A 25,253-nucleotide genomic window follows, 5' to 3' on the forward strand; every position below is an offset into this window, starting at 1 on the left:
TCAACGGCACCCTCACCGTCACCGCGATCGTCATCTGGCTCCGAGACACCATCCAAGAGCCATCAGAAACGACCTAGCTCCGCACCGCGCCGCTGTCCGCTCGTCTGCGGGCCGGTGGGGGCTGGTCGCGCAGTTCCCCGCGCCCCTTTCGGGGCCGGTCGGCTTGTCCGCTCGGTGGGGGGCGGCCGCGCAGTCCGAGCCTCGTTAGGGGCGCGGGGAACTGCGCGCTCAGCCACGACGGACCCGCAGGCGGGCGACAAGGGAGGCCGCGCGCCCGGCCGCGGTGCCGGGCGCCGCGAGCGCACCCCCACCGCCCACCCCTGCCCCCAGCGGCAGCGCTCACGTACGGTTGGCAACATGACGAGCATCCGTGGTGCCGAGATGGTCGACTGGAATCTCGCGGTGGCGACCGCGACCCGGCTCGTACGGCCGGGCCCAGAGGTGAGCCGCGACGAGGCCAGGGCCGTCGTCGCCGAGCTGCGCCGGCATGCAAAGGCGTCGGAGGAGCACGTCCGCGGCTTCACGCGGATGGGCGGGGACGACCTCCACGACACCCCGGTCCTGGTCGTCGACCGCCCGGGCTGGGTCCGGGCGAACGTCGCCGGATTCCGGGAGGTCCTCAAACCGCTGCTCGACAAGATGCAGGAACGTCGCGGCAGCAGCCCGGGCGGAGCCGTCCTCGGCGCCGTCGGCGGCAAGGTCACCGGCGTCGAGCTGGGCATGCTGCTGTCCTTCCTGTCCTCCAGGGTCCTGGGCCAGTACGAGACGTTCGCCCCGGCCAGCCGGGAACTGCCCGCCGGGCAGAACGGCGGCGGCAGGCTCCTCCTGGTCGCGCCGAACATCGTGCACGTGGAGCGCGAACTCGACGTCCAGCCCCACGACTTCAGGCTCTGGGTCTGCCTCCACGAGGAGACCCACCGCACGCAGTTCACGGCGGTGCCCTGGCTGCGCGACCACCTTGAGGGCGAAATCCAGTCTTTCCTCGGAGAGACCGAGGTCGACCCCATGACCGTCCTGGAACGCGTCCGCGAGGCCGCCCAGTCCCTCGCGGGCAGCCGCCCCGAGGGCGAGGAGGGCGACGAGGCCCGTTCCCTCGTCGAGATCGTGCAGACCCCCGCCCAGCGCGAGATCCTCGGCAGGCTCACCGCGGTGATGTCCCTCCTGGAGGGCCACGCCGACTTCGTGATGGACGGCGTCGGCCCCGCCGTGGTCCCGTCCGTCGCCGAGATCCGGGAGAAGTTCCAGCAGCGGCGCGCCCGCGGCGCCTCCCGCCTGGACCTCGCCCTGCGCAAGCTGCTGGGCCTGGACGCGAAGCTGCGCCAGTACCGGGACGGCGAGCGTTTCGTCCGCGCGGTCGTGGACGAGGTGGGCATGGACGGCTTCAACCGTGTGTGGACCTCGCCGAACACACTTCCCACCAAGACGGAGATCGCCAAACCGGCGGACTGGGTCGCGCGGGTGCACCGTAAGGCGGAGTCGTGAACTGAATTCGGCCGACGGCAGGTGAACGCCCCTCCAATCACCCGTCCGAGGGACCGTGAGGCATGGGTAGGCGTGCAATGCTCGGGGAACGGCCCGGTTCTGTCACCATCGACACACTCTGAGTGACCGAACCCGGGCTCACCCCCCGACAATTTCATGAAGGGAACCGGACATGGGTCCCCATCCTGCGGTCGCGGCGATACGCCTGGCGGTCCGCCGCGTACTCCATGACGTCCTCACCGATCACGCCCCCGCACGCGCCCCCGGCCAGACCCCCGACGCGCCCTCGCGCGCGCCGCTCGTGCTGGTCGCGTGCTCCGGCGGCGCCGACTCCATGGCGCTCGCCTCCGCCCTCGCATTCGAGGCGCCCAAGCTCGGCGTCCGCGCCGGCGGCGTCACCGTGGACCACGGCCTGCAGTCCGGGTCCGACCTGCGCGCCGACGAGGTCGTCCTGCGGCTCACCGAACTGGGACTGGCCCCCGCCGAGTCCGTCGCGGTCACCGTCGGCCGGGAGGGCGGCCCCGAAGCCGCCGCCCGCGACGCACGGTACGCGGCTCTGGACGCCACCGCCGAGCGACATGGCGCCACCGCGGTCCTCCTCGGCCACACCCGCGACGACCAGGCCGAAACCGTCCTGCTGGGCCTCGCCCGCGGCTCCGGGACGCGCTCCCTGTCCGGCATGGCCGCCGTCTCCGGAGGACCGGGCGCCGACCGCCGCTACCGCCGCCCCTTCCTGCAGCTGGACCGGCAGACCGCCCGCAAGGCCTGCATGGTCCAGTCGCTGCCCGTCTGGGACGACCCGCACAACGCCGATCCGGCGTACACCCGCTCCCGGCTGCGCCACGAGGGGCTGCCCGCCCTGGAGAAGGCACTCGGCAAGGGCGTCGTCGAAGCACTCGCCCGTACGGCCCAGCTGTCCCGTGACGACGCCGACGCGCTCGACGCGTGGGCCGGCCGGGCCGAGGCGTCCGTACGCGACGCGGCGGGCCTCCTGGAGTGCGCCAAGCTGTACGCCCTGCCGCCCGCCGTGCGCCGCCGCATCCTGCGCCGGGCCGCCATCGAGGCCGGGGCGCCCGCCGGTTCGCTGTTCGCCCGGCACATCGAGGAGATCGACCGGCTGATCACCGGCTGGCGCGGCCAGGGAGCCATCAACCTCCCGGGCAAGGTCGTCGCCCAGCGGCAGGGTGGCAGACTGGTGATTCGGCAAGGCTGAAAAAGAGTCGCCCTTCGGGTGGCGGCTCCCCCGGAGGGCAACCCCTTCGGGGAGCGGCCCCTCTTCGCCGAGGGGCCGGGAAGCAGCCGGTGGGACGACCGAAAGTGATGCGGGTGGACGCGAAAGACCTGGGCACCGACCTCCAGTCGGTGCTCATCACCAAGGAAGAGATCGACGCGAAGCTGGTCGAGCTGGCCGCGAAGATCGACGCGGAGTACGCGGGCAAGGACCTGCTCATCGTCGGTGTCCTCAAGGGCGCCGTGATGGTGATGGCGGACCTGGCCCGGGCCCTGTCCACCCCCGTCACCATGGACTGGATGGCCGTCTCCTCGTACGGCGCGGGCACCCAGTCCTCCGGAGTGGTGCGGATCCTCAAGGACCTCGACACCGACATCAAGGGCAGGCACGTCCTGATCGTCGAGGACATCATCGACTCCGGTCTGACGCTGTCCTGGCTGATCTCCAACCTCGGCTCCCGCGAGCCCGCGTCCCTCAAGGTGTGCACGCTGCTGCGCAAGCCCGAGGCCGCGAAGGTCGCGATCGACGTGGAGTGGGTCGGCTTCGACATCCCGAACGAATTCGTCATCGGGTACGGCCTCGACTACGCCGAGAAGTACCGGAACCTCCCGTTCGTCGGTACGCTCGCGCCCCACGTCTACGGCGGCTGAGGCACCCTGGACGGGTGACGCCCCCTGACAAGGGCCAAGCCCCTGTAGGACGGCCGGGAACCCCAGAGGGTTTCGCGCCGTTGGAGCATACGTAGACGGGGCTTGTCAGCCGGACCGAGCAGCTTCCGGTGGCAATGCTGGGGTACCGTCCGAAGAACAGTCTTATCAAACTCACTATGGCAGGAGGGACGGGGCGGCACCGCTCCGTATGGATGGACGTGAAGCGATACTTCCGTGGGCCGGTCATGTGGATCGTGCTGGCCGTCCTTGCCGTGGTCGTGTTGATGCAGGTCGTCGGCTCGTCCGGCGGCTACAAGACGGTGGACACCGGCCAGGTCGTCCAGGCGATCAGTGACAACAAGGTCAAACAAGCCAAGATCACAACCGGCGACGAGCAGGTCATCAAGGCCGAGCTCAAGGACGGCGAAAAGATCGAGGGCAGCTCGAAGATCCAGGCGAGCTACATCGGCGACCAGGGTGTGAACCTGGCCACGACCCTCCAGGACAAGTTCCAGAACAAGCAGATCCCGGACGGCTACACGGTCTCGCCGACCAAGCAGAACGCTTTCGTCGGCATCCTGCTGTCCCTGCTTCCCTTCGTCCTCATCGTCGTCGTCTTCCTGTTCCTGATGAATCAGATGCAGGGCGGCGGCTCCCGCGTCATGCAGTTCGGGAAGTCCAAGGCGAAGCTCATCACCAAGGACACCCCGAAGACGACGTTCGCCGACGTGGCGGGCTCGGACGAGGCCGTCGAGGAACTCCACGAGATCAAGGAGTTCCTCCAGGAGCCGGCGAAGTTCCAGGCCGTCGGCGCCAAGATCCCCAAGGGCGTCCTCCTGTACGGGCCTCCCGGTACGGGCAAGACGCTGCTCGCGCGTGCCGTCGCGGGCGAGGCGGGCGTCCCCTTCTACTCGATCTCCGGTTCCGACTTCGTCGAGATGTTCGTCGGTGTCGGTGCCTCGCGTGTGCGAGACCTGTTCGAGCAGGCCAAGGCGAACGCCCCGGCGATCGTCTTCGTGGACGAGATCGACGCGGTCGGCCGCCATCGCGGCGCCGGCCTCGGCGGCGGCCACGACGAGCGCGAGCAGACGCTGAACCAGCTGCTCGTCGAGATGGACGGCTTCGACGTCAAGGGCGGCGTGATCCTCATCGCCGCGACGAACCGACCCGACATCCTCGACCCGGCCCTCCTGCGCCCCGGCCGCTTCGACCGCCAGATCGCGGTCGACCGTCCGGACATGCTGGGCCGTCTGGAGATCCTCAAGGTCCACCAGAAGGGCAAGCCGGTCGCGCCGGACGTCGACCTGTCGGCCGTCGCGCGTCGCACGCCGGGCTTCACGGGTGCGGACCTGTCGAACGTGCTGAACGAGGCCGCGCTGCTCACCGCGCGCAGCAACCAGAAGCTCATCGACAACCACATGCTCGACGAGGCGATCGACCGTGTGGTCGCGGGCCCGCAGAAGCGGACCCGGATCATGTCGGACAAGGAGAAGAAGATCACCGCGTACCACGAGGGCGGACACGCCCTGGTCGCGGCGGCCTCACCGAACTCCGACCCGGTGCACAAGATCACGATCCTCTCCAGAGGCCGTGCTCTCGGCTACACGATGGTCCTGCCGGACGAGGACAAGTACTCCACGACCCGCAACGAGATGCTCGACCAGCTGGCCTACATGCTGGGCGGGCGCGCGGCCGAGGAGCTCGTCTTCCACGACCCGACCACGGGTGCCGCGAACGACATCGAGAAGGCCACGGCGACGGCCCGCGCGATGGTCACGCAGTACGGCATGACCGAGCGCCTCGGCGCCATCAAGTTCGGCGGCGACAACACCGAGCCCTTCCTGGGCCGGGAGATGTCGCACCCGCGCGACTACTCGGAAGAGGTCGCCGCGCTCGTCGACGAAGAGGTCAAGAAGCTCATCGAGAACGCGCACAACGAGGCCTGGGAGATCCTGGTCGAGAACCGCGACGTGCTCGACGCGCTGGTGCTCCAGCTGCTGGAGAAGGAGACGCTGAGCAAGGAGCAGATCGCCGAGATCTTCACCCCGCTCATCAAGCGTCCGGCCCGCCCCGCGTGGACCGGCTCCTCCCGCCGCACCCCGTCCACCCGCCCGCCGGTGCTCTCCCCCAGGGAGCTGTCACTGACGAACGGGGCGAACGGTTCCACCCCCTCGCTCACCACGAAGGCCGGCGCGTCCGCCGAGGCCCACCCGGTGACCGAGACGGCCCCCGAGGACCGCACCGAGAGCTGACAGCACCCTGGCTCCCGGCGCCCTCACCAGGCCCGGAATGAATGCCGCGCCCCCCAGGTTCTAGCCTGGGGGGCGCGGCATCTTCGTATGCCCGATGGCGATACGTGCGGTTCGCGCGCGTGAGAGGCACAGGAACGAGGCACGAGATGACCGACCCCGTGAGGCTGGACGGAGAGGGTGTGATCGGCGACTTCGACGAGAAGCGTGCCGAGAACGCCGTACGAGAACTGCTGATCGCGGTCGGCGAGGATCCGGACCGGGAAGGGCTGCGGGAGACGCCGGGGCGGGTCGCCCGGGCGTACCAGGAGATCTTCGCGGGACTGCGGCAGCGCGCCGAGGACGTCCTGACGACGACGTTCGACCTGGGCCACGACGAGATGGTCCTCGTGAAGGACATCGAGGTGTTCTCGACCTGTGAGCACCATCTGGTGCCGTTCCGGGGGGTGGCGCACGTGGGCTACATCCCGAGTACGTCCGGGAAGATCACGGGGCTGTCGAAGCTCGCGCGGCTCGTGGACGTGTATGCGCGGCGGCCGCAGGTGCAGGAGCGGCTCACCACGCAGATCGCCGACTCGCTGATGGAGATTCTTGAGCCGCGGGGGGTGATCGTGGTGGTGGAGTGCGAGCACATGTGCATGTCTATGCGCGGTATTCGTAAGCCCGGGGCCAAGACGATAACGTCCGCGGTTCGGGGGCAGTTGCGGGATGCGGCCACCCGCAACGAGGCGATGAGTCTCATCATGGCTCGTTGAGTGGCTCGCTCCTGCGGGGTGGGGGCGGGGGCGGCATCGGCTTGGTGGAACGTGCGGGTCCGGTGGGGGCTGGTCGCGCAGTTCCCCGCGCCCCTCAAGAGGGGCTGCGCCCCGTCTTCAGGGTCAGGCCGGGGCCGTGTTGCCGTTTGTGTCGTCGTCCTCCGGGAGTTTGCAGACTCGTTCCAGGAAGAAGGCGGCCGCTATGACGGCGAGGCCTGCCAGGACCGAGAAGCCGGCGTAGATGGCCTGGTCGCGGCGGGCGGGGATGTCCAGCGACTCCAGCAGGAACGCGCCCGTGCCGCCGTACATCCCGGCGACGAGGGCCGCGACCAGCGCGCTGGCCTGGCCGAAGACGACCGCGCGGGCGGCCATCAGGGGGTCGACCCCCTTGGCGCCGGCCACCCGCTCGCGCTGGGCCTTCAGCCGGGCCCGCAGGGAGATCGCCGTGGCCAGCAGGACCACGGCGATCAGAGCCAGGACGATGGGCGCCGCAAGGGGGACCCGGGGCAGCGTGCCCACCGAGTTCCACAGGCGGGCACCTGCCCAGGACAGCACCCCGGCGACGAGGAACACCGCGGCCAGCGTCCTGATGCGCAGCTCTTTCACTCAGTCCCTCTCACGATGGTGTGTCCTGACGCGTCCTGACCTTAACGACTACTCGGGCAGCTGGAGTTCCAGGTCGGCCCGGGGCGCGACACCGTCACGGGTGACCGCGGACAGCAGTTGTGCCACGGGGCCCCGGCCGGGCAGCTGCGCCTCGGGCTCCACGTCGTTCCAGGGGGCCAGGACGAAGGCCCGCTCGTGGGCGCGCGGGTGGGGGAGCGTCAGCGTCGGATCGTCGGAGACCACGTCCGCGTACGCCACGATGTCGACGTCGATCGTGCGGGGGCCCCAGTGCTCGTCCCGTACCCGGTGGAAGGCCTCTTCCACGGCGTGCGCCCGCTCCAGGAGCGAGGACGGGGGGAGGGTCGTCTTCAGCACGATCACCGCGTTGAAGTACGACGGCTGGCTGTCCGTCGCCACGCCCCACGGCTCGGTCTCGTACACCGGGGAGACCGCCTTGACGCGGACTCCGGGGGTGTCCTCCAAGGCGTCGATGGCGCCCTGGAGGGTTTCCAGGCGGTTGCCGAGGTTCGAGCCCAGGGAGAGCACGGCCCGCTTGGGGTTCTGCAGGGTCGAGTCGGCCGCGTCCACCTGTTCGACCACGGAGGCGGGCACCGGCTGGACGGTCGGGTCGCTGTGGCCCTCGGTGAACGCTGTCATGCACGGCTCCGGATGATGGTGACGGTCACGTCGTCGAAGGGGACCGTGATCGGGGCGTCCGGCTTGTGGACGCACACCTCGACCTCCTGGACCCCGTCGTGCTTCAGGCAGGTCGTGGCGATCCGCTCGGCGAGGGTCTCGATGAGGTTCACCGCGTCGCCCTGGACGACGGCCACGACCTCCTCCGCCACGATGCCGTAGTGCACGGTCTTCGTGAGGTCGTCGTCGGCCGCGGCGGGCCGGGTGTCCAGGCCCAGGACGAGGTCCACGATGAAGGTCTGGCCCTCTTCGCGTTCCTTGGGGAAGACGCCGTGGTGTCCACGGGCCCTGAGGCCGCGCAGCGCGACACGATCCACGCGAATCACTCCTGCAATCGTCGGCGGGGACCGGTCCCATTCCCCCTGCGCGGGGGCGGTACACCGGCCTCGAACGAATCTACCCGCGGGCACTGACACGGCCGGTCGGCCGGGCCACGGGCCGGCGCCCCGGGGCCGGCGCCGCGATCACCAACGTACTACGGCGGTGATCGCCCGCCCGGCCCGCCTCGGCGCTTCAGCGGGCCGCGGCCGGGCTCCGGCCAGACCTCGGTGGCGTTCCGGCGGGGCGTCGGCGGGCCTCAGGGTGTCGGGTCGTCCGGCTCGTCCTCGTCGGTCTCGGCGAGGACGGGGGAGGCGTGGTGGGACCAGAGCTTCCAGCCGTCCGAGGTGCGGCGGAACACGTTCGTGGCGACGACGAGCTGGCCCACGAGCGGGCCCAGTTCGTCGCTGTCCTCGGGCGGGGGTCCGCCGCTGAGGATGTTCTCCGTGCAGGTCACCAGCGCGGTGTCCCCGGTGACCGAGACGTGCACGTCGGTCAGGAAGAACTGGATGTACTCGGTGTTCGCCATGATCAGCGCGTACGAGCGCAGCACCTCGCCGCGGCCGTTGAGGACCGGCCAGCCGGGGTGGACGCAGGAGATCTCGCCGGCCTGCGCGGGGTCGTGGTACTCCTCGTCCTGGCCCAGGTCGGAGGGGGTCAGCCAGAGAGAGGACAGTTCTTCGAAGTCGCCCTGTTCCAGCGTCTCGTAGAAGGCCGTGTTGGCGAGTTCGACCTGTTCGACGTCCGTGTGCGGGGCGCTCACCGGGCTCCCTCGCCGGCCGCTGTTCCCGTTCCATGGGCGGCCCGGTCCTCCTCCGCGCTGCGGGCGCCCTCCACGGCACGGGCGACCCGGACGGCGTCGGCGGTGGCCCGTACCTCGTGGACGCGGACGGCCCACGCGCCCTGGTGCGCGGCGAGCGCGGAGACCGCGGCGGTGGCCGCGTCCCGCTCCCGGGCGGGCGGCGGGGCACCTTCCGGGCCCGCCAGTACGCGGCCGAGGAACCGCTTGCGGGACGCCGCCACCAGCAGGGGGTGGCCGATCTCCCTCAGACGGTCGAGGTGCGCGAGGAGGACGAGGTCGTGCTCGGCCTCCTTGGAGAAGCCGAGGCCCGGGTCGACGACGACGCGGTCCGGGGCGATACCGCCCGCCAGAACGGCCTCCACGCGTGCGTGGAGCTCGTCGACCACTTCGGAGACGACGTCCTCGTACGACCCCCGGACGGTGCTGCCCTGGAGGAAGCCGCGCCAGTGCATGACCACGAAGGGGGCGCCCGCGGCGGCGACGGCGGGGATCATCGCCGGGTCGGCGAGGCCGCCGCTGACGTCGTTGACGAGGACGGCGCCGGCCGCGAGCGAACGCTCGGCCACGGAGGCGCGCATGGTGTCCACGGAGACCGTGACGCCCTCGGAGGCGAGGCCGCGGACGACCGGTATGACGCGTTTGAGTTCCTCCGCCTCGTCGACGCGGGCGGCGCCGGGGCGGGTGGACTCGCCGCCCACGTCGACCAGGTCCGCGCCCTCCGTGACCAGGTCGAGGCCGTGCTTGACGGCGGCGGTCGTGTCGAAGAAGCGGCCGCCGTCCGAGAAGGAGTCGGGGGTCACGTTCACGACGCCCATGACCGCGCAGCGGTCCCACGCCGGGAGCCCTGACACTTGCCCTCGCCCACTCATCTTGCTCATACCGTCCAGCCTAGGCCCAAGGGGGCGGGTCCCCCCTCGCGCCCGCAGACCTGCCGGGACCGGCCGCCGCGCGGCACGGGGGTGGGCGTCGCGAGGCGGCCGGGGCTCGATGGGAGCCGGGGGTGCTCAGGCCGCCCGTACGTCGCGTTCCGTCCGTGCGTGGACGCACGGACGGGGCGCCTTCGCGCGGCGGCGCAGGACGCGCGGGAGGGCGAGGCTCACGAAGCCCTCGGCCTGCAGCGCGGCGAGGCCGATGCGGGGGAGGTCGCGGGAGGTGCGGTAGACGACGAAGCGGGGCTCCCAGCAGGGGCGGAACTTGGCGTTGAACCTGTAGAGCGACTCGATCTGGAACCAGCGGGACAGGAACACCAGCAGCCCGCGCCAGAGCCGCAGCACCGGGCCCGCGCCGATCTTCTCGCCGCGGGCCAGGGCCGCGCGGAACATCGCGAAGTTCAGCGAGACGCGGCTGATGCCCAGGCGGGGGGCCGCCTGGAGGGCCGCCACGATGAGCAGTTCGTTCATGCCGGGGTCCGCCGAGCGGTCGCGGCGCATGAGGTCCAGGGAGACCCCGTCCACGCCCCAGGGGACGAAGTGGAGTACGGCCTTCAGGTCGCCGTACGGGCCGGACTGGCCGTCCGCCTTGTGGGCCGTCGCGATGAGACAGTCGCCGTCCGCCGGGTCGCCGATGCGGCCGAGCGCCATCGAGAAGCCGCGCTCGGTGTCCGTGCCGCGCCAGTCCTCCGCGGCCCTGCGGATGCGGTCCAGCTCGCCCTCGCCCAGGTCACGGATGCGCCGTACCCGGGTCTCGTAGCCAGCCCGCTCGATGCGCTTCACCATCTGGCGCACGTTCCGCATCGCGCGCCCGGCCAGGGAGAAATCCGCGACCTCCACCACCGCCTCGTCGCCCAGTTCGAGGGCGTCGAGGCCGGTCTCGCGGGTCCAGACCTCGCCGCCGGTCTCGGAGCAGCCCATGACGGCGGGTGTCCAGGAGTGGGCCGTGGCCTCGTCCATGAAGCGCTCGATCGCGCCGGGCCAGGCCTCGACGTCGCCGATCGGGTCGCCGCTGGCGAGCATCACCCCGGAGACGACGCGGTAGGTCACGGCCGCCTTGCCGCTGGGGGAGAAGACGACCGCCTTGTCGCGGCGGAGCGCGAAGTGCCCGAGCGAGTCGCGTCCGCCGTGCTTGTCCAGGAGGGCACGCAGGCGCACCTCGTCGTCCTCGGTGAGGCGCGCGGCCGGGTGTTCGGGGCGGAAGGCCAGATAGATCGTGGTCACGGCGGTCAGCAGGCCGAGCGCGCCGAGCGAGAAGGCCACCGTCCAGGACGTGGTGCCCGAGTAGTCCAGGGGACCCTCCAGGCCGAACAGGCCGTACAGCACGTGCTCGATACGGTCCGCGAGGCTCGGGTCGCCGATCATGCGGTGCGGGTGGGCGCTGACGACGACCAGACCGAGGACGAGCGAACCGGCGCCCATGAGGACGAAGTTGGCGAGCGCCCGCCAGCGGCTGCGCGGGTCGGGCAGCGCCGTGAACTCGTCCCGGTGACGCAGCAGCGGGATCAGCAGCGCCAGCGAGATGATCACGCCGACGAGCGAGTGACGGTACGTGAACTGGGCGAGGGCGCCCGCCGGGAGCAGCCCCACCGCGGCCCGCCACGCCCGCCGTTTGCGCCGGCGCAGCCCGTGGGCCAGGAGGAGCAGCAGCACACCCGTACTGAGCGACAGGGCGGCGGCGAACGGGCCGAGCGCGCCCGGCAGGACCTCCGCGAGCGTGTGCATCCGGCTGTGGCGGAAGCGCGGGAACACACCCGCGGCGATGTCCAGGACGCCCACGAGCGTGCAGGCCCGGGCGACCCAGGCGGGGACGGCCTCGGGGCGCGGGCCGTGCAGGATGCGGCGTGGACTGTGGAGTATGCGGCGCGGGCCGCGCGGGGCGGGGCGCGTAGCGCGCGGTGCGCCGCCCGGACGGCCGAGTGCGCCCCGCGGCCGGTCGGTTCGTTCCGGAACCTCGCCCGACTTTTCCCCATCTATCCTGACAGACATCGCATCCCGTGGTTCTGCGAGAGACCTTGAATCCGGTGCCAATCCGGCATCCGGCGACATTGCGCCCTCTAGGACGGTGTCTTGAGGAGCCAGGTTCACTCCCTTGCGGAAAACCGCTCCAAAGGGAAAGGAAAGACCGGGGCAAGGCACCGTGAAGGCAGCGGTGCGGCCACCGGTCGGAAAGCGCAGGCAGGAACAGCTCATGGGACTCACGAGCAACAAGGTGCTGGCACTGGTGGTCCTCGTCGCCGTGCTGCTGTTCGTCGGCACGGTGTGGTGCTGGCCGCTGCTCGCGCGCCGCGACTGGCGTGCCGTGTCGGGGCGGATCGTGCTGCTGACGGCCACTCAGGTCGCGGTCTTCGCCTCGGTCGGCCTCGGCGCCAACCAGGCCTTCGGCTTCTACGCGAGCTGGGCCGACCTCCTCGGCCGGGAGTCCGGACAGGGCGTCGTGGTCGACCACGACCCCGGGGACGCGGCCGGGCCGCTCCAGGTGGTCGGCACCCGGCAGGTCAACGTGTCCGGCGGGGCGCGGCCGCAGGTCGGCGGCCAGCTCCAGAAGGTCGAACTGGTGGGCAGGCGGACGCACATCGCCAGTCCCGCGTACGTCTATCTGCCGCCGGAGTACTTCCAGCCGCGGTACCGCACCCGTACGTTCCCGGCGGCCGTCGTGCTCACCGGCTATCCCGGCACCGCCGAGGCGCTCGTCAAGGGCCTGCACTATCCGCAGACCGCCCACGCACTGGCCAAGGACGGCCGCATGCAGCCGATGATCCTGGTCATGATGCGGCCGACCGTCGCACCGCCGCGCGACACCGAGTGCGTGGACGTGCCCGGCGGGCCGCGGACCGAGACGTTCTTCGCCCAGGACCTCCCCGACGCCGTGTCACATCACTACAGGGTGGGCGGAAAACCCGGCAGCTGGGGCGTCGTCGGGGACTCGACGGGCGGCTACTGCGCGCTGAAACTCGCGATCCACCACCCGGGGACGTACGCCGCCGGGGCGGGCCTGTCCCCGTACTACCGGCCGCCCTCCGACCCCACGACCGGCGATCTCTTCCACGGGGACCGGGAGTTGCGCGACAGTGCCGACCTGTTCTGGTACCTCAGGCACCGGCCGGCGCCCGACACCTCGCTGCTCGTCAGCAGCAGCCGACAGGGCGAGAGCAACTACCGGGAGACGCTGAAGTTCATCGACCTGGTCGAGGAGAGGAAGCCGACCCGGATCTCGTCGATCATCCTCGACAGCGGCGGCCACAACTTCAACACCTGGCGGCGCGAGATCCCGGCGACCCTCCAGTGGCTCAGCGGACGGCTGAGCGACCGTTGAGTGCCCGTCGAGTGCCCGATGAATGCCCGTTGAGGTGAGTGTCCGCTGAACGGAGGTCGGCGAAGGGCTTCCGACGGCGTTCGTACGCGAATACGCGGCGAAGTCCGCTGAATTCACCGGCCCGGCGTTTCTTTCGGGTCCCGGAAGTGCGGTGGCAAGGCCGGCGATCTCGGCCCGGTGACGAATGCGAGGAGCTTGATCGAGAAGTGGTGCGGCGGCCACGGAGGAGTCCGCGCCGAATAGGCGGACGGCGGGCGGAGGGCGCGGGACCCGTGCGACTGCTGGTGGCGGACCCAAGTCGTGGTCCGGGAGGGGCCGCTGCGGGGATTGTCCGGTGAAGGGGCGGTGAGAAGGTTTCGGTGTGGCTGCGTTTTTGCCTGCGGGGCACCATCATTCGCCTACGCGCGGTAAGTTTCTGGCCATGCCACGAGGACGTCACCGCCATTCCCCACCTCTGCACCGGCTGTTGCCCCCCTCGGCGATCGCAGGCGTATCCGTCGTCTGCGCCGTGGGGCCATGGCTGTTCTCCGAACCGATGGTGCTCCGAGGGCTGGCCGCGGGCGCCGCGCTGACGGCCGTCGTGGGCGCGGTCGTCATGCGCCGCTGGGACGCCTCGGCGGGCCGGCGCGTCGCGGATCTCGCACGCGGGCGCGCGAGCGACGAGTGGCGTCACGAGGAGCGGGTCGCCGAACTGGAGAGCGACCTCGACGAGTCGCGCGAACTCCGTACGAAGCTGGAACAGCGGCTGCGCGCCAAGCGTGCCGAGCTGGCCGGGCTGCGCAACGAGCACGCGGCGCTGCTGAGGCGGTACGCCACGGCGGAGACCGAGCGGGCCACCGTGCTGGAGAGTCGCCGGCTCCTTGAGATAGAGGCCGCGCCCGCTCCTGAGGAACCCGTCACGGATGTGGCGGCCGAGGAGACGGCCCCCGAGGGATCCGCCGATACGGCTTCCGAGGCTGCGGTGCCCGAGGCGACGACGGCGACGGTCCAGGCGGCCCTGGCGGCGTCCTCCGCGGCCTCGGTCCTCTATGTGAAGGCCAACTCGGCGCTGGACCGCCTCCTGGGGGCCCGCAACGGCGCGGCGGTCGAGGGGACGGCTCCCGCGGCCGGTTCCGACGACGACGGCCTCGACGACGACGGCCGCGGCGACGACGGCTCCGTGGTCACGTCCCGGGATGCGTCCACGTCCGAGTCCGGTGACGGCGCCGCCGCGGAGGCCGTCCCGGAGAAGTCCGAGACGGCACGGGCCGATTCTTCGGCGGCCGGCGACTCCACAGCCGCTGAAGCGGCGGCCGACGGCGCAACCGAAGTCGGCACGGGTACGGGAGCCGGCACCGGTACGGGAGCCGGGATCGATGCCGATGCCGATGCCGGTGCAGGTGCAGGTGCCGAAGCTGGTTCGGCGCGAACTGGTTCGACTCAGGCCGGTTCGACTCAGGCGGTTTCGGCACAGGCCGGCCAGGCTCAGGTCGGCGCGACGAGCGGCACGACTTCCGAGGGCCCGGCGGCCCCCGACGACTCGGCCCCCGACGACCCTGCTCCGGACGACCCGGGCACCGACGGCCCCGCGCCGACCACGCCCCCCAAGGGCGGCCCGGCCAAGCGGACTGCCGCGAAGGGCGGCGGTGCCCGGAAGGGTTCGCCGTCACCGGGCGGCCCCGGCAAGGGCGCGCCCAGGCCGGGCGGTTCCCCGAAGGCCGCCGCCTCCACCGCTTCCGCCGCCGGCGGCGCCATGACGGGTGCGCCGGCGAAGGGCGACACCCGGCAGGAGGGCGGGGCGCCGGGGAAGCCCGAGGCGGTCGGCGGGCACGAGAGCACGGCCGCCGCGACCGCCCCGAGGCCCACGCAGGCCACCGCGACCGAGAACGTACGGCCCCACGCACAGCCCGCCGAGGCCGCGCAGTCCGCCGGGAGTGCCCGGCCCCGCGTACGGTCCGGTGCCGTCGGCGTGACGTCCCTGCAGTCCACCGCGGCGCAGTCAACCGCGGCGCAGCCCACCGCGACGCAGTCCACCGCGCCCCGGACGGAGTCCAGGCCCGCGCCCGACACCGCGCACGCTCCGGCGCACGAGCCCGCGCCGGGCAGCGCCCTCGCGCGCCCGACCCCGTCGGAAGTGGCCCGCGTACAGCAGCCGCCCGCGGCCGAGGCCGGTCCGTCGCCGACGGGCGCGGCCGCGCTGACGCCCGCCGCGCGGCCCGTACGTCCCGCCGGACACTTCACCGTCCCCACGGCCGTGGCGGTCGCACCGGCCACCCCCGTGCGGCGCCCCTCCGTAGAGGGTGGCTTCGACTTCTTCGGTACGCAGAAGGGCGCGGAGACGCTGCAAGCCGTGCAGAACGAGGACCTCGCCGACGTGGTCGGACAGGAGGCGCTCGCGCTCCACAAGGCCGAGGCTGAGTCCGGCTTCAAGCCCGTGGGCGAGGAGTCGCGCGGTGTCGGCCAGGTCATCGACCTGACCGCGCACGACGAGACGGAACAGATCGACCTGACGGAACTGCGCAGCGCGGTCTCCTAGGACAGGTCCGGGCCTGCGGGACCCAGGTCGGCGACATGTGTGAGGGCGGTGGCGAACAGCCACCGCCCTCACACATGTCCGGCCGTCAGGCCATCCAGCGGTCCGGCCCGGCCTCGCGCCGGCCGGTCAGCGCACGGTCCGCCTGCGCGTACAGCAGCTCCGCCGCCTCCTCGGCGTCCCGCAGCCGGGCCGTCACGGTCTTGTTGGCCCCGGTGTCCACCCGGACGTCCGCGAGCCCCTGGCGGCGCTGCCACGGCCCCTGCTCCAGGCGCACGCTCTGCACCTTCGCGTGCGGTACGAGCGAGATGCTGCGGCGGAGCAGCCCGTGCCGGGCCACGAAGACGGTGTCGGTGACGGCGATCCCGTAACCCCGCCACCAGAGCGGCAGGCACCGGCCCGCCCGGCGAGGGGGGCGCGCGAGAGTGCTCGGCACGGTCGCGCCGGGCAGCACGCGCGCGATGACCGATTCGGCGATCTCGCGCGGGGCGACCGGTACGAGGACGGAGTTGGACGAGCCCGCCACGTCCAGCTCGATCCGGACCCAGCCGCGCCGCCGCCACAGGAGCGGTTCGACGATGTGGATGGTCTGGACGCGTCCGGGCGGCACGGTCTCGTGCGTGCGGTCGAGCAGTCCGTGGTCGATGCGCAGCCCGTCCGGGGACTCGCCCACGGTCCAGTCGTACTCGGTGACGAACCGGCCCACGCTGCTCGCGCCCGCCGCGCCGAGCAGGGGCAGCGCCGTCGCGAGCACCGTCCACACGCTGTGGGTGGCGAACCACAGCAGCGGGGGTACGACGAGTGCGGCGGCCAGCGTCCCCCAGGTGGCACCGGTCAGGACGAGCGAGACGGCGAGGACCCTGGCCGGTACGTGCAGCAGCCGGCGCACCGGTGCCTCGCCCACCCCGTGCACGGTCTCGGGGGCGAAACCGGCGGCGCGGGCGAGCAGTTCGGCCCGTAGGATCCGGGCCTCCTCCTGGCCCAGGTAGGCCAGCTCGTCCTTCTTGTCGGTCCCTACGACGTCGAGTTTGAGCTTGGCGACACCGGCCACGCGGGCCAGCAGCGGCTGGGTGACGTCGACGGCCTGGATCCGTTCGAGCCGGATGTGCGCGGTACGCCGGAACACCAGGCCCGTACGGATGCGCAGTTCGGTGTCGGTCACCGAGAAGTGCGTGAACCACCAGCTCAGGAAGCCGTAGAGGGCGGCCCCCAGGACGGCGGCGGCGAGGGAGGCCAGCAGGACGGTCGTCGTGAGCCGCATCAGCTGCCGCTGCGCCCCGTCGGGGTCGTGCACGGCCCAGCCGGCGAGCACGGCGACCGGCGCCCACGCGCGCCGCAGCGGAGTCACGGGATGCAGCCGCCGCTCAAGAGGCACGGATCCCTCTGCCGGAGCGGACTCCCCCGCCGGCACGGATCCCCCCACCGGAGCGGATTCCCCCGCCGGCCCGGCCTCGGTCCCGGTTCCTATGTCCTGTACGTCCTTGGGGGCGCCCGGTGACGTCGTCACAGCCCCGCCGATCGGGCCTCGCCCAGCTCGGTGAGCCGGTCGCGCAGCCGTTCCGCCTCCGCCGGTACGAGCCCCGGGATACGGGCGTCCGTCGCCGCGGCGGCCGTGTGCAGCTGCACGCTCGCCAGCCCGAAGTGCCGCTCCACGGGACCGGAGGTCACCTCGACCAACTGCATGCGCCCGTACGGCACGACGGTCTCCTCGTGCCACAGGACACCCCGGCTGATCAGCAGGTCGTCCGCGCGCTCGGCATAGCGCCAGGAACGCCAGTTGCGCCCCAGCACCGGCCAGCCCCACAGCAGCGCGGCCAGCGGCAGCAGCGCGAAGGCCGCCCAGGCGGGCCCGGCGAACAGGCCGAGCAGCAGGCCCGTGGCGAGGGTCAGCAGACCCAGCCACACCACCAGCAGCAGCCGTCGCATCCTCAGCAGCCCCGGCGGCAGCGCGATCCACACCGGCTCGTCCGCCGGTCGCCCCGCTGCCCGCCCGGTCGGCCGTCCCGCTGTCTGCCCCGCGTTTTCCGAGGTCCCCGTCTCCATGCAGCAAGCGTACGTACGACACACTGTCCGCATGACTCCTACGACGGAGACCATGGTCGGTATCGGCGGCGCCGCGGAGAGCACCGACATGGTGCTCAACATCGGGCCCCAGCATCCGTCCACCCACGGCGTACTCCGGCTGAAGCTGGTCCTGGACGGTGAGCGGATCCAGCACGCGGAGCCGGTGATCGGCTATATGCACCGCGGCGCGGAGAAGCTCTTCGAGGCGCGCGACTACCGGCAGATCATCATGCTGGCCAACCGCCACGACTGGCTCTCGGCGTTCTCGAACGAGCTGGGCGTGGTCCTCGGTGTGGAGCGGATGCTCGGCATGGAGGTGCCCCCGCGCGCGGTGTGGACCCGCACGCTCCTGGCCGAGCTGAACCGGGTCCTGAACCACCTGATGTTCCTCGGGTCGTACCCGCTGGAACTGGGCGGGATCACCCCGATCTTCTACGCGTTCACCGAGCGCGAGGAGCTGCAGCACGTCATGGAGGAGGTCTCCGGCGGGCGCATGCACTACATGTTCAACCGGGTGGGCGGCCTCAAGGAGGACCTGCCGGCCGGCTGGGCCACGCGCGCGCGGGAGGCCGTTTCCGGGGTGCGCTCCCGGATGGACCGCTTCGACGGCCTGGTGCTCGGCAACGAGATCTTCCGGGGGCGTACGCGCGGTGTCGGAGTGCTCTCGCCCGAAGCGGTGCACGCCTACGGAGTGAGCGGGCCGATCGCACGCGCCTCGGGTGTCGACTTCGACCTGCGCCGGGACGAGCCGTACCTCGCGTACGGCGAACTCCAGGACACCCTGAAGGTCGTCACGCGCCAGGAGGGTGACTGCCTGGCCCGTTTCGAGTGCCTCCTGGAGCAGACCCACAACGCGCTGGACCTCGCGGAAGCCTGTCTGGACCGGCTCGCGGAGCTGCCGCCCGGCCCGATCAACCAGCGGCTCCCCAAGGTCCTGAAGGCCCCCGAGGGCCACACGTACGCCTGGACCGAGAACCCCCTCGGCATCAACGGCTACTACCTCGTCAGCAAGGGCGAGAAGACCCCGTACCGGCTGAAGCTGCGCTCGGCGTCCTACAACAACATCCAGGCGCTCACCGAGCTGCTGCCGGGCACGCTGGTCGCGGACATGGTGGCGATCCTGGGCTCGCTGTTCTTCGTGGTCGGGGACATCGACAAGTAGGGCCCGTCCGGGGCGGGCGGGGTCCGTCGGCAGCAAGCAGGGCCCGTCGACGGGCAGGGCTCTACGTAGAGGGCTGTCTCGTTTCCGGGAGGGGGCCCTGCGGCGGGTCCGGGAGCGGGTCCGCAAGGGGGTTCCGGAGCGGGTTCGGGATGCCGACCGGCTGGGTCAGCCAGCCGAAGTCGCCCAGGCCGCCCCGGGCGGTCAGTTCGGCTGCCTCGCCCGCGCCCGCGAGGGCCCGTACATAGGCCGCCGGGTCCGTGGAGGCCAGGGCCAGGGACGGCCGCCCGCCGCTCACGCCCAGCATCCGCAGCGCGTCCCGCTGGCTCAGCAGCCGGCCGCCGGGCAGGGCGCACGCGTCCAGCGCCACATGGGCGGTGATGTCGCAGGAGCCGTCCGGCACGGGGGCCGTCTCCCGGCCCTCCCGGAAGCCCGTCAGCGTCCCGAAGGGCGGCCGTGCGCCCGCGCTGTGCCCGTAGTCGACGGCTACGGCCAGACCGCGGCCCAGAGCCGCCACGGCGGACGCCCAGGCGGTGTCCCTGGGCAGCCCGATCTCGGCCCGCAGACCTTCGACGGGGAGCTGGCCGCCCGGCGGGCCCGTGAGCGGCCACCACTTCTCCAGCCAGCGCGCGTCCGCGCCCCCCACCGGCGCCCCGGGGGACTCCGTCCCGGCCGCGTCCACCAGGACGAGGCGGGGCACCCCGTGCGCGTCCACCTCGACCACGTCCACCGGCACGTTGTCGAGCCACTCGTTGGCGAACAGGAGGCCCGTGACGCCCTGCGGGGGCTCCGGGAGCCACTCGATCCGGTGGTCGAGTCCGGCGGGGCGGGCGGCGCGCTCCACCGCGTACCCGCGCGCGCGGGAGGCCACTTCGGCGGGGAGCGCCTTCAGGACGGCACCCACCAGTTCGCCGCGGCCCGCGCCCAGGTCGACGAAGGCGAGTTCGGCGGGGTGGGCGAGGGCCTCGTCGACGAGGCGCAGCAGCCGGGCCACGGCCCCCGCGAACAGCGGTGACGCGTGCACCGAGGTGCGGAAATGGCCCGCGGGACCCTCCGGCCTGCGATAGAAACCGCGCGGCCCGTACAGCGCTTCCTCGGTCGCCGGGCGCCACCCGCGCATCCCGCCCGCCGCCCCACGCTCCACTGCGCCCACCCCTGTTTCCCTCGCTGTCACCGCGCCAGGCTAAGCGGCAAGTTCACAGCGGCCTCCACCTTGGGGAGTACAAGCACCGGTTACGGATCGACCCTCCGGTTGACCCCTGCACACAGCACGCTTCCCTACGCTGGGTTACGTGCAGCGCCTCTATGAACTTCTCCGCAGGCACCCGACATGGGTCGACGGCTTCTGGGCCGTCGTCCTGCTCGGGATCTCGGTCGCGAGCGGAACGGCCGGGCAGGAGAATTCCGACTCCGGGACCGACCATCTGGCCGTCACCCTTCCGATCACCCTGCTGCTCTGCCTGGTGATCGCGCTGCGCAGGCGGCTGCCCGAGTCGATGCTGATCCTCGCCGTCTCCATGGGCGGGGCACAGCTGGTGCTGGACATGCCGTTGGCGCCGGCCGACTTCGCGCTGCTGGTGATCACCTACACGGTCGCCTCGAACGGCACCCGCTGGGCGTCCCGGCTCGCCCTCACGGCCGGCCTGCTCGCGGCACCGCTGGCGCAGCTGCGCTGGCCGGAGGAGCACCAGAGCGCCGCCGGGCAGGTGGCGATAGTGATCTTCCAGACGGTCCCCTTCGCCCTCGCCTGGGTCCTCGGGGACTCCCTGCGGACCCGCCGCGCCTACTTCGCGCAGTTGGAGGAGCGGGCCGCGCGCCTGGAGAAGGAGCGTGAGGCGCAGGCCAAGGTCGCGGTCGCCGCCGAGCGGGCCCGGATCGCTCGCGAGCTGCACGACGTCGTCGCGCACAACGTCTCGGTGATGGTGGTCCAGGCCGACGGCGCGGCGTACGTCCTCGACTCCGCCCCCGACCAGGCCAAGAAGGCCCTGGAGATCATCTCCGGGACGGGGCGGCAGGCCCTCGCCGAGATGCGCCGCCTCCTCGGTGTGCTGCGCACCGGCGAGCACCAGGAGTCCGGCGAGTACGTGCCGCAGCCCGATGTGGAACAGCTCGACGACCTGATCGAGCAGTGCCGGGGTTCCGGTCTCCCGGTCGACTTCAAGATCGAGGGCACGCCGCGTCCGCTGCCCAGCGGCGTCGAGCTGACCGCGTACCGCATCGTGCAGGAGGCGCTCACCAACACCCGTAAGCACGGGGGGCCGAACGCGGGGGCGAGTGTGCGCCTGGTCTACTTCGACGACGGCCTCGGCCTGCTCGTCGAGGACGACGGCAAGGGCGCCCCGCACGAGCTGTACGAGGAGGGCGGGGTGGACGGCCAGGGCCACGGACTGATCGGTATGCGCGAGCGCATCGGCATGGTCGGCGGCACCCTGGACGCCGGGCCGCGTCCCGGCGGGGGTTTCCGCATCAGCGCCCTGCTTCCGCTCAAGCCCGCTCACTGACACGTGCACGCATGCGACAACGCGTACGCGCATTCGAACCGACCGGAGGACCTCCCCATGCCGATCCGCGTGATGCTCGTCGACGACCAGGCGCTGCTGCGCACCGGGTTCCGGATGGTGCTCGACGCCCAGCCGGACATGGAGGTCGTGGCCGAGGCGGGCGACGGTGTGGAGGCCCTGCAGGCGCTGCGCGGCAGGGACGTCGACGTGGTCCTGATGGACGTCCGCATGCCGAAGCTGGACGGGGTGGAGACGACCCGCCGCATCTGCTCCGACCCGAACCCGCCGAAGGTGCTGATCCTCACCACCTTCGACCTCGACGAGTACGCCTTCTCGGGGCTCAAGGCGGGGGCCTCCGGCTTCATGCTCAAGGACGTGCCGCCCGGTGAGCTGCTCGCCGCGATCCGGTCCGTGCACAGCGGGGACGCGGTGGTCGCGCCCTCGACGACGCGGCGCCTGCTGGACCGCTTCGCGCCGCTGCTGCCGAGTGCCGGGAAGGATCCGCAGCACAAGGAACTGGAGCGGCTGACCGGGCGGGAGCGGGAGGTCATGATCCTGGTCGCCCAGGGCCTGTCCAACGGCGAGATCGCGGCCCGCCTGGTCCTCTCCGAAGCGACGGTCAAGACCCACGTGGGCCGCATCCTCACGAAGCTGGGGTTGCGGGACCGGGTCCAGGTCGTGGTCCTGGCGTACGAGACGGGCCTGGTACGGGCGGGCGGCCAGGCCTGAGGGCCCACCCGGCTCGCCCCGCCGCCGGCGCTGCGGCCGTCCGGATGCGGCCACCCGGTGGGGGCTGGTCGCGCAGTTCCCCGCGCCCCTGAGGGGGTGGTGTCGCGCGTTGTGCGTACGTGCGGGCCGGTGGGGGTTGCCCGCGCAGTTCCCCGCGCCCCTGAGGGGGCGGGGGTGGCGGTGTCCGTTGTCGGGTGACGGTCGTGTGTGGCTGGTCGCGCAGTTCCTCGCGCCCCTAGGTCGACGAGGGCCGGGGTACGTCGTACAGGTTCCCCGCGCCCATGGCCCCTCAGGGGCGCGGGGAACTGCGCGGCTCGCCCCCACCGGCCCGCAGCCGAAAGCAACCGGCACCCCCCCGCGGAGCGGTCAGCGGAGGACGCCCTCCAGGAAGTCGCTGCCCAGGCGTGCCACCATCGTGACGTCCAACTGGTGCAGGACGTACCGCCCGCGCCGGCGCGTGGTCAGCAGCCCCGCCTTCTTCAGCACGCTCAGATGCCGCGATATCTCCGGAGCCGTCATCCCGTGCGTCTGCGCCAGCTCGCTCGTGGTGAACGCGCTGCGCGCCAGGCTCCGGCACAGCCGCATCCGCATCGGATGGGACAGGGCCGTCATCCGCAGCGTCAGCTGCTCGACGGAGGTCGGGACCGTCAGCTCCGGGGAGCCGACCGGGTAGTGGATCACCGGCTGCCACCCGTACCGGTGCAGCACCATGAGGTGCGGCCAGCCGAGGCTCGTCGGCACCAGCAGGAGACTGCCCGCCCGGATCGACGTACGGCCGTGGCCCAGCTTGTCGACGACGATCCGGCCCCCGGTCTCGTCGAGCGTCACCGCCGCCGACACGGACGCCAGGGCCTCGCCCAGGCCCCGCCGGCCGAGCAGGTCCGTCTTGCGGCGGGCGTCCGCCGCGAGCTGGTGGCGCAGCCGGGACCAGGTGTCGGCGAAGAACGCCTCGTCGCAGTCCTCCAGGAACTGCCGCAGCCAGGCCCGGATCCGCGGCGGGTCGGCCAGCAGCCGCTCGGTGAACTCCGCCGGCCGCGGCCCCCGCGCGGCGGCCAGCTCAAGGGCCCGCCGACGGGAGGCGGGGTCGACCAGGGCACCGGCGCCCTGCATGTCGTACGGCATCGCGCAGGTGAACTCCAGGGCCGCGTCCACGAACTGCTCGTCCGTCAGCTTGTCGAGCAGGTCCAGCTCCTCGGCGAGGGTGGCGCCGGGGAGCGTGCTGCCGCCTGCCGCTCCCGCGTACGGCAGGAACAGGTCCGAGAACGTCGTCCGCCACAGGAAGTCCGCCTCGCACATCCGGTCGGCCAGATGCGGGTCGAGACGGGCGGTCACACCGGTCGCCCAGCCCTGGAGGCCGGGATGGTGGGCCGGCTCGGCCAGCGCGTGCAGTGCCATGCACAACTCGGCCAGGGGCGAGGGCACGACGGCCACCCGCTCCCTGCGCAGCCCGGAGATGTCGATGGTCACGCTCATGACCTCATGGTGCACCCCGCCACCGACAACGCGGCCCTCGATTGACGAGCGCCGTCAATCGACGGGACGGCGACGGGGGGCCCGGCGCACGCTGGGTCCACCGGGGCACCGCGGGGCCCACGGAGAACGCCCGGAACCGGAACCGATGTCGCGAGCGCAAGCGCGCCGATGTCGGAACCGGTCCCGGCAGACGTCCGTACCCGTCCCGAGAAGGCGATCCGTCATGAGCATCACGCAGCAGTACCTACTGGACACCTATCGCGCCCGGCAGCATGGCGACCCGACCCCGCCCGCCCCCGGCGCCCACGACTGGCAGGTCATGCGGGAACTGCCCGACCACCGGCGGTTCCGCGCGGTCCTGGCCGGCCGCCCTGCCCGGGGCCGGGGGCGGGTACGGGCGGCCTGGGCGCGCCTGTTCACCCGCCCGAGCGGGAAGGCCGATCCGACCGGGCCGGCCGCCCCGACCAGGCCGGCCGGCCCGGTGATCAGCGGGGAATGCGCGCCACGAACTCCCTGACGGCGGCCCGTACGTCGTCCGCCGTCCACTCCAGGCCCGGCGCGCCCACCGTGACCTCGGTGTACGCGAGGCCGGGGCCGCGCAGGTCCCAGACCTGCGGGAAGAGTGACACGCCCGTCTCCTCCGCCTGCAGCGTCCCCGCGTCGGTCAGGTCGTCGGCCTCGTACGGCAGCCACACCTGGAACTGGTGCGTGTGCGGCTCCTCGGGGTGGACCCGCGCCCAGGGGAGCCCCGCCGCGGCGAACCCTTCCCGCAGCGCCGCGGCGACCACGCGCGCGTGGGCCACGTACTCGGGGAGGCGTGGCAGTTCCCGCTCCAGGCCGATCAGCGCGGACAGGGCGGTGGGGAACTGCTGGAGGATCTGGCCGCCGTACCGGTGGCGCCAGGCCTTCGCCTCGTCGACGAGTGTCCGCGGGCCCGCGAGCGCGGCGCCGCCGAAGCCGCCCAGCGACTTGTAGAAGGACACGTAGACGCTGTCCGCGAGGTCCGCGATCTCGGCCGTGGAGCGGCCGAAATGCGTGCCGCACTCCCACAGGCGGGCCCCGTCGAAGTGCACGACGGCGTCGCGTTCGCGTGCCGCGTCCGTGACGGCGACCAGCTTCTCCCAGGAGGGCAGCAGGAAACCGGCCTCCCGGAGAGGCAGTTCGAGGAACAGCGCCCCGAAGGGCTCGTCCAGGTCGCGCACCTCGTCGGCGGAGGGCATCCGCGGCTCGCTCGTGGGATGGACGGTCCGCAGGCCGCTGAGGGCGCTGAAGGAATGCCTCTCGTGGACCTCCGGGTGGGACAGGGGATGCATCGCCACCGTCGCGTTGCCCGTACGGCCCGCCCAGCAGCGCAGCGCCACCTGCTGGGCCATGGTCCCCGACGGGAAGAAGGCGGCGGCCTCCTTGCCGAGCAGGGCGGCGACGCGCTCCTCCAGGGTCTCGACGATCCCGTTGCCGTACATGTCCACCGGCAGGTCCAGGTCGTACACGTCCGGCGCGGCTTCCGTGAGACCGGTCAGCAGCTCACCGACCGTGGCGCGGAAACCGGGCCGCCACAGCGCCCGCCGGGCCCCCCGCCAGGCGACCCTGCGCCGCTCCCGCCGCTGTTCGGGCGTCTGCTCCGCCACTTCCGACCCCTGCCCCGCATCGCTCATGCTCCGGATGATGCAGGACGCCACGACGAGGAGCACGCGAATTGAACGGCGGCCTCCGTGCCGTGCCGGGGGCTGTGGATTTCCCACAGGCTGTGGACAAGAACCTGTGGACAGAAAAACGGCCTC

General features: G+C 72.2%; 22 protein-coding genes. 11 read left to right on the forward strand and 11 right to left on the reverse strand.

The window, feature by feature from the left end; all coding sequences use genetic code 11:
- The first annotated feature begins 357 nt into the window (after positions 1-357).
- The 5 genes from C6Y14_RS42640 (at position 358) to folE (ending at position 6,367) form a co-directional block, all read left to right on the forward strand.
- Entirely contained in the window at positions 358-1,482 is a 1,125-nt protein-coding gene (locus C6Y14_RS42640; protein WP_107022324.1) for a zinc-dependent metalloprotease, read from the forward strand.
- A 172-nt stretch (positions 1,483-1,654) separates the two neighbouring features.
- Complete coding sequence (tilS, locus tag C6Y14_RS42645) at positions 1,655-2,695, forward strand: tRNA lysidine(34) synthetase TilS (RefSeq protein ID WP_107022325.1); 1,041 nt, start codon at positions 1,655-1,657, stop codon at positions 2,693-2,695.
- A 107-nt stretch (positions 2,696-2,802) separates the two neighbouring features.
- Positions 2,803-3,363 carry a hypoxanthine phosphoribosyltransferase gene (gene hpt / locus C6Y14_RS42650; RefSeq protein ID WP_107022326.1) on the forward strand — a complete coding sequence of 187 codons (561 nt, stop codon included), beginning with the start codon at positions 2,803-2,805 and terminating at the stop codon, positions 3,361-3,363.
- Between the two features lie 212 nt (positions 3,364-3,575).
- Positions 3,576-5,615, forward strand: a complete 2,040-nt coding sequence (gene ftsH, locus C6Y14_RS42655) for an ATP-dependent zinc metalloprotease FtsH (RefSeq protein ID WP_107022327.1) — start codon at positions 3,576-3,578, stop codon at positions 5,613-5,615.
- Positions 5,616-5,761: 146 nt separating this feature from the next.
- Positions 5,762-6,367: a GTP cyclohydrolase I FolE gene (gene folE / locus C6Y14_RS42660; RefSeq protein ID WP_107022328.1), complete on the forward strand. Its 606-nt coding sequence runs from the start codon at positions 5,762-5,764 to the stop codon at positions 6,365-6,367.
- A gap of 123 nt (positions 6,368-6,490) precedes the next feature.
- On the opposite strand, the gene C6Y14_RS42665 is transcribed toward folE, so the two are convergent.
- The 6 genes from C6Y14_RS42665 to C6Y14_RS42690 form a co-directional block, all read right to left on the reverse strand.
- Complete coding sequence (locus C6Y14_RS42665) at positions 6,491-6,973, reverse strand: DUF3180 domain-containing protein (protein WP_107022329.1); 483 nt, start codon at positions 6,971-6,973, stop codon at positions 6,491-6,493.
- Positions 6,974-7,021: 48 nt separating this feature from the next.
- Positions 7,022-7,630: a 2-amino-4-hydroxy-6-hydroxymethyldihydropteridine diphosphokinase gene (gene folK / locus C6Y14_RS42670; RefSeq protein ID WP_107022330.1), complete on the reverse strand. Its 609-nt coding sequence runs from the start codon at positions 7,628-7,630 to the stop codon at positions 7,022-7,024.
- Positions 7,627-7,986: a dihydroneopterin aldolase gene (gene folB / locus C6Y14_RS42675; protein ID WP_107022331.1), complete on the reverse strand. Its 360-nt coding sequence runs from the start codon at positions 7,984-7,986 to the stop codon at positions 7,627-7,629. Before folB ends, folK begins: the two co-directional genes overlap by 4 nt.
- A gap of 260 nt (positions 7,987-8,246) precedes the next feature.
- Entirely contained in the window at positions 8,247-8,750 is a 504-nt protein-coding gene (locus C6Y14_RS42680) for a nuclear transport factor 2 family protein (protein WP_107022332.1), read from the reverse strand.
- Positions 8,747-9,667, reverse strand: coding sequence for a dihydropteroate synthase (gene folP / locus C6Y14_RS42685; RefSeq protein WP_107022333.1), 921 nt, complete (start codon positions 9,665-9,667; stop codon positions 8,747-8,749). Before folP ends, C6Y14_RS42680 begins: the two co-directional genes overlap by 4 nt.
- A 126-nt stretch (positions 9,668-9,793) precedes the next feature.
- Positions 9,794-11,707 carry a phosphatidylglycerol lysyltransferase domain-containing protein gene (locus tag C6Y14_RS42690; protein WP_107022334.1) on the reverse strand — a complete coding sequence of 638 codons (1,914 nt, stop codon included), beginning with the start codon at positions 11,705-11,707 and terminating at the stop codon, positions 9,794-9,796.
- 202 nt (positions 11,708-11,909) lie between these two features.
- Here C6Y14_RS42690 and C6Y14_RS42695 point away from each other — a divergent pair, with 202 nt between their 5' ends.
- Both C6Y14_RS42695 and C6Y14_RS42700 read left to right on the forward strand, forming a co-directional pair.
- Positions 11,910-13,034, forward strand: a complete 1,125-nt coding sequence (locus C6Y14_RS42695; protein ID WP_107022335.1) for an alpha/beta hydrolase — start codon at positions 11,910-11,912, stop codon at positions 13,032-13,034.
- Positions 13,035-13,455: 421 nt separating this feature from the next.
- Entirely contained in the window at positions 13,456-15,549 is a 2,094-nt protein-coding gene (locus C6Y14_RS42700; RefSeq protein ID WP_225891557.1) for a hypothetical protein, read from the forward strand.
- Positions 15,550-15,634: 85 nt separating this feature from the next.
- On the opposite strand, the gene C6Y14_RS42705 is transcribed toward C6Y14_RS42700, so the two are convergent.
- Positions 15,635-16,921: a PH domain-containing protein gene (locus C6Y14_RS42705; protein WP_404828928.1), complete on the reverse strand. Its 1,287-nt coding sequence runs from the start codon at positions 16,919-16,921 to the stop codon at positions 15,635-15,637.
- A 128-nt stretch (positions 16,922-17,049) separates the two neighbouring features.
- Positions 17,050-17,589, reverse strand: coding sequence for a PH domain-containing protein (locus C6Y14_RS42710; RefSeq protein WP_107022336.1), 540 nt, complete (start codon positions 17,587-17,589; stop codon positions 17,050-17,052).
- Between the two features lie 31 nt (positions 17,590-17,620).
- On the opposite strand from C6Y14_RS42710, the gene C6Y14_RS42715 reads away from it, so the two are divergent.
- Positions 17,621-18,772: an NADH-quinone oxidoreductase subunit D gene (locus C6Y14_RS42715; protein ID WP_107022337.1), complete on the forward strand. Its 1,152-nt coding sequence runs from the start codon at positions 17,621-17,623 to the stop codon at positions 18,770-18,772.
- Positions 18,773-18,833: 61 nt separating this feature from the next.
- On the opposite strand, the gene C6Y14_RS42720 is transcribed toward C6Y14_RS42715, so the two are convergent.
- Entirely contained in the window at positions 18,834-19,889 is a 1,056-nt protein-coding gene (locus tag C6Y14_RS42720; RefSeq protein WP_107022338.1) for an SAM-dependent methyltransferase, read from the reverse strand.
- Between the two features lie 172 nt (positions 19,890-20,061).
- On the opposite strand from C6Y14_RS42720, the gene C6Y14_RS42725 reads away from it, so the two are divergent.
- Both C6Y14_RS42725 and C6Y14_RS42730 read left to right on the forward strand, forming a co-directional pair.
- Positions 20,062-21,270, forward strand: a complete 1,209-nt coding sequence (locus C6Y14_RS42725; protein ID WP_107022339.1) for a sensor histidine kinase — start codon at positions 20,062-20,064, stop codon at positions 21,268-21,270.
- 57 nt (positions 21,271-21,327) lie between these two features.
- On the forward strand, positions 21,328-21,999 hold the full coding sequence (locus tag C6Y14_RS42730) for a response regulator transcription factor (RefSeq protein WP_107022340.1): 672 nt from the start codon (positions 21,328-21,330) through the stop codon (positions 21,997-21,999).
- Between the two features lie 366 nt (positions 22,000-22,365).
- Here the strand turns inward: C6Y14_RS42730 and C6Y14_RS42740 are convergent, their stop codons facing one another.
- A complete protein-coding gene (locus C6Y14_RS42740; RefSeq protein WP_107022341.1) occupies positions 22,366-23,472 on the reverse strand; it encodes a DUF5937 family protein in 1,107 nt (368 codons plus the stop codon).
- A 223-nt stretch (positions 23,473-23,695) separates the two neighbouring features.
- Here C6Y14_RS42740 and C6Y14_RS45980 point away from each other — a divergent pair, with 223 nt between their 5' ends.
- The gene (locus tag C6Y14_RS45980; protein WP_107022342.1) at positions 23,696-23,989 is read left to right on the forward strand and encodes a hypothetical protein; all 294 of its coding nucleotides are present in this window, start codon (positions 23,696-23,698) and stop codon (positions 23,987-23,989) included.
- On the opposite strand, the gene C6Y14_RS42750 is transcribed toward C6Y14_RS45980, so the two are convergent.
- Complete coding sequence (locus tag C6Y14_RS42750; RefSeq protein WP_107022378.1) at positions 23,958-25,127, reverse strand: threonine aldolase family protein; 1,170 nt, start codon at positions 25,125-25,127, stop codon at positions 23,958-23,960. The two genes, C6Y14_RS45980 and C6Y14_RS42750, sit on opposite strands and share 32 nt — an antisense overlap.
- Positions 25,128-25,253: the final 126 nt, after the last annotated feature.

Source organism: Streptomyces dioscori, assembly GCF_003024195.1.
Taxonomy (GTDB): domain Bacteria; phylum Actinomycetota; class Actinomycetes; order Streptomycetales; family Streptomycetaceae; genus Streptomyces; species Streptomyces dioscori.

Coding starts and splice junctions, on each gene's coding strand:
- C6Y14_RS42640 (WP_107022324.1), top strand. CDS start 358: ATGACGAGCATCCGTGGTGCCGAGATGGTCGACTGGAATCTCGCGGTG.
- tilS (WP_107022325.1), top strand. CDS start 1,655: ATGGGTCCCCATCCTGCGGTCGCGGCGATACGCCTGGCGGTCCGCCGC.
- hpt (WP_107022326.1), top strand. CDS start 2,803: ATGCGGGTGGACGCGAAAGACCTGGGCACCGACCTCCAGTCGGTGCTC.
- ftsH (WP_107022327.1), top strand. CDS start 3,576: ATGGACGTGAAGCGATACTTCCGTGGGCCGGTCATGTGGATCGTGCTG.
- folE (WP_107022328.1), top strand. CDS start 5,762: ATGACCGACCCCGTGAGGCTGGACGGAGAGGGTGTGATCGGCGACTTC.
- folK (WP_107022330.1), bottom strand. CDS start 7,630: ATGACAGCGTTCACCGAGGGCCACAGCGACCCGACCGTCCAGCCGGTG.
- folP (WP_107022333.1), bottom strand. CDS start 9,667: ATGAGCAAGATGAGTGGGCGAGGGCAAGTGTCAGGGCTCCCGGCGTGG.
- C6Y14_RS42690 (WP_107022334.1), bottom strand. CDS start 11,707: ATGTCTGTCAGGATAGATGGGGAAAAGTCGGGCGAGGTTCCGGAACGA.
- C6Y14_RS42695 (WP_107022335.1), top strand. CDS start 11,910: ATGGGACTCACGAGCAACAAGGTGCTGGCACTGGTGGTCCTCGTCGCC.
- C6Y14_RS42700 (WP_225891557.1), top strand. CDS start 13,456: ATGCCACGAGGACGTCACCGCCATTCCCCACCTCTGCACCGGCTGTTG.
- C6Y14_RS42710 (WP_107022336.1), bottom strand. CDS start 17,589: ATGGAGACGGGGACCTCGGAAAACGCGGGGCAGACAGCGGGACGGCCG.
- C6Y14_RS42715 (WP_107022337.1), top strand. CDS start 17,621: ATGACTCCTACGACGGAGACCATGGTCGGTATCGGCGGCGCCGCGGAG.
- C6Y14_RS42720 (WP_107022338.1), bottom strand. CDS start 19,889: ATGCGCGGGTGGCGCCCGGCGACCGAGGAAGCGCTGTACGGGCCGCGC.
- C6Y14_RS42730 (WP_107022340.1), top strand. CDS start 21,328: ATGCCGATCCGCGTGATGCTCGTCGACGACCAGGCGCTGCTGCGCACC.
- C6Y14_RS42740 (WP_107022341.1), bottom strand. CDS start 23,472: ATGAGCGTGACCATCGACATCTCCGGGCTGCGCAGGGAGCGGGTGGCC.
- C6Y14_RS45980 (WP_107022342.1), top strand. CDS start 23,696: ATGAGCATCACGCAGCAGTACCTACTGGACACCTATCGCGCCCGGCAG.
- C6Y14_RS42750 (WP_107022378.1), bottom strand. CDS start 25,127: ATGAGCGATGCGGGGCAGGGGTCGGAAGTGGCGGAGCAGACGCCCGAA.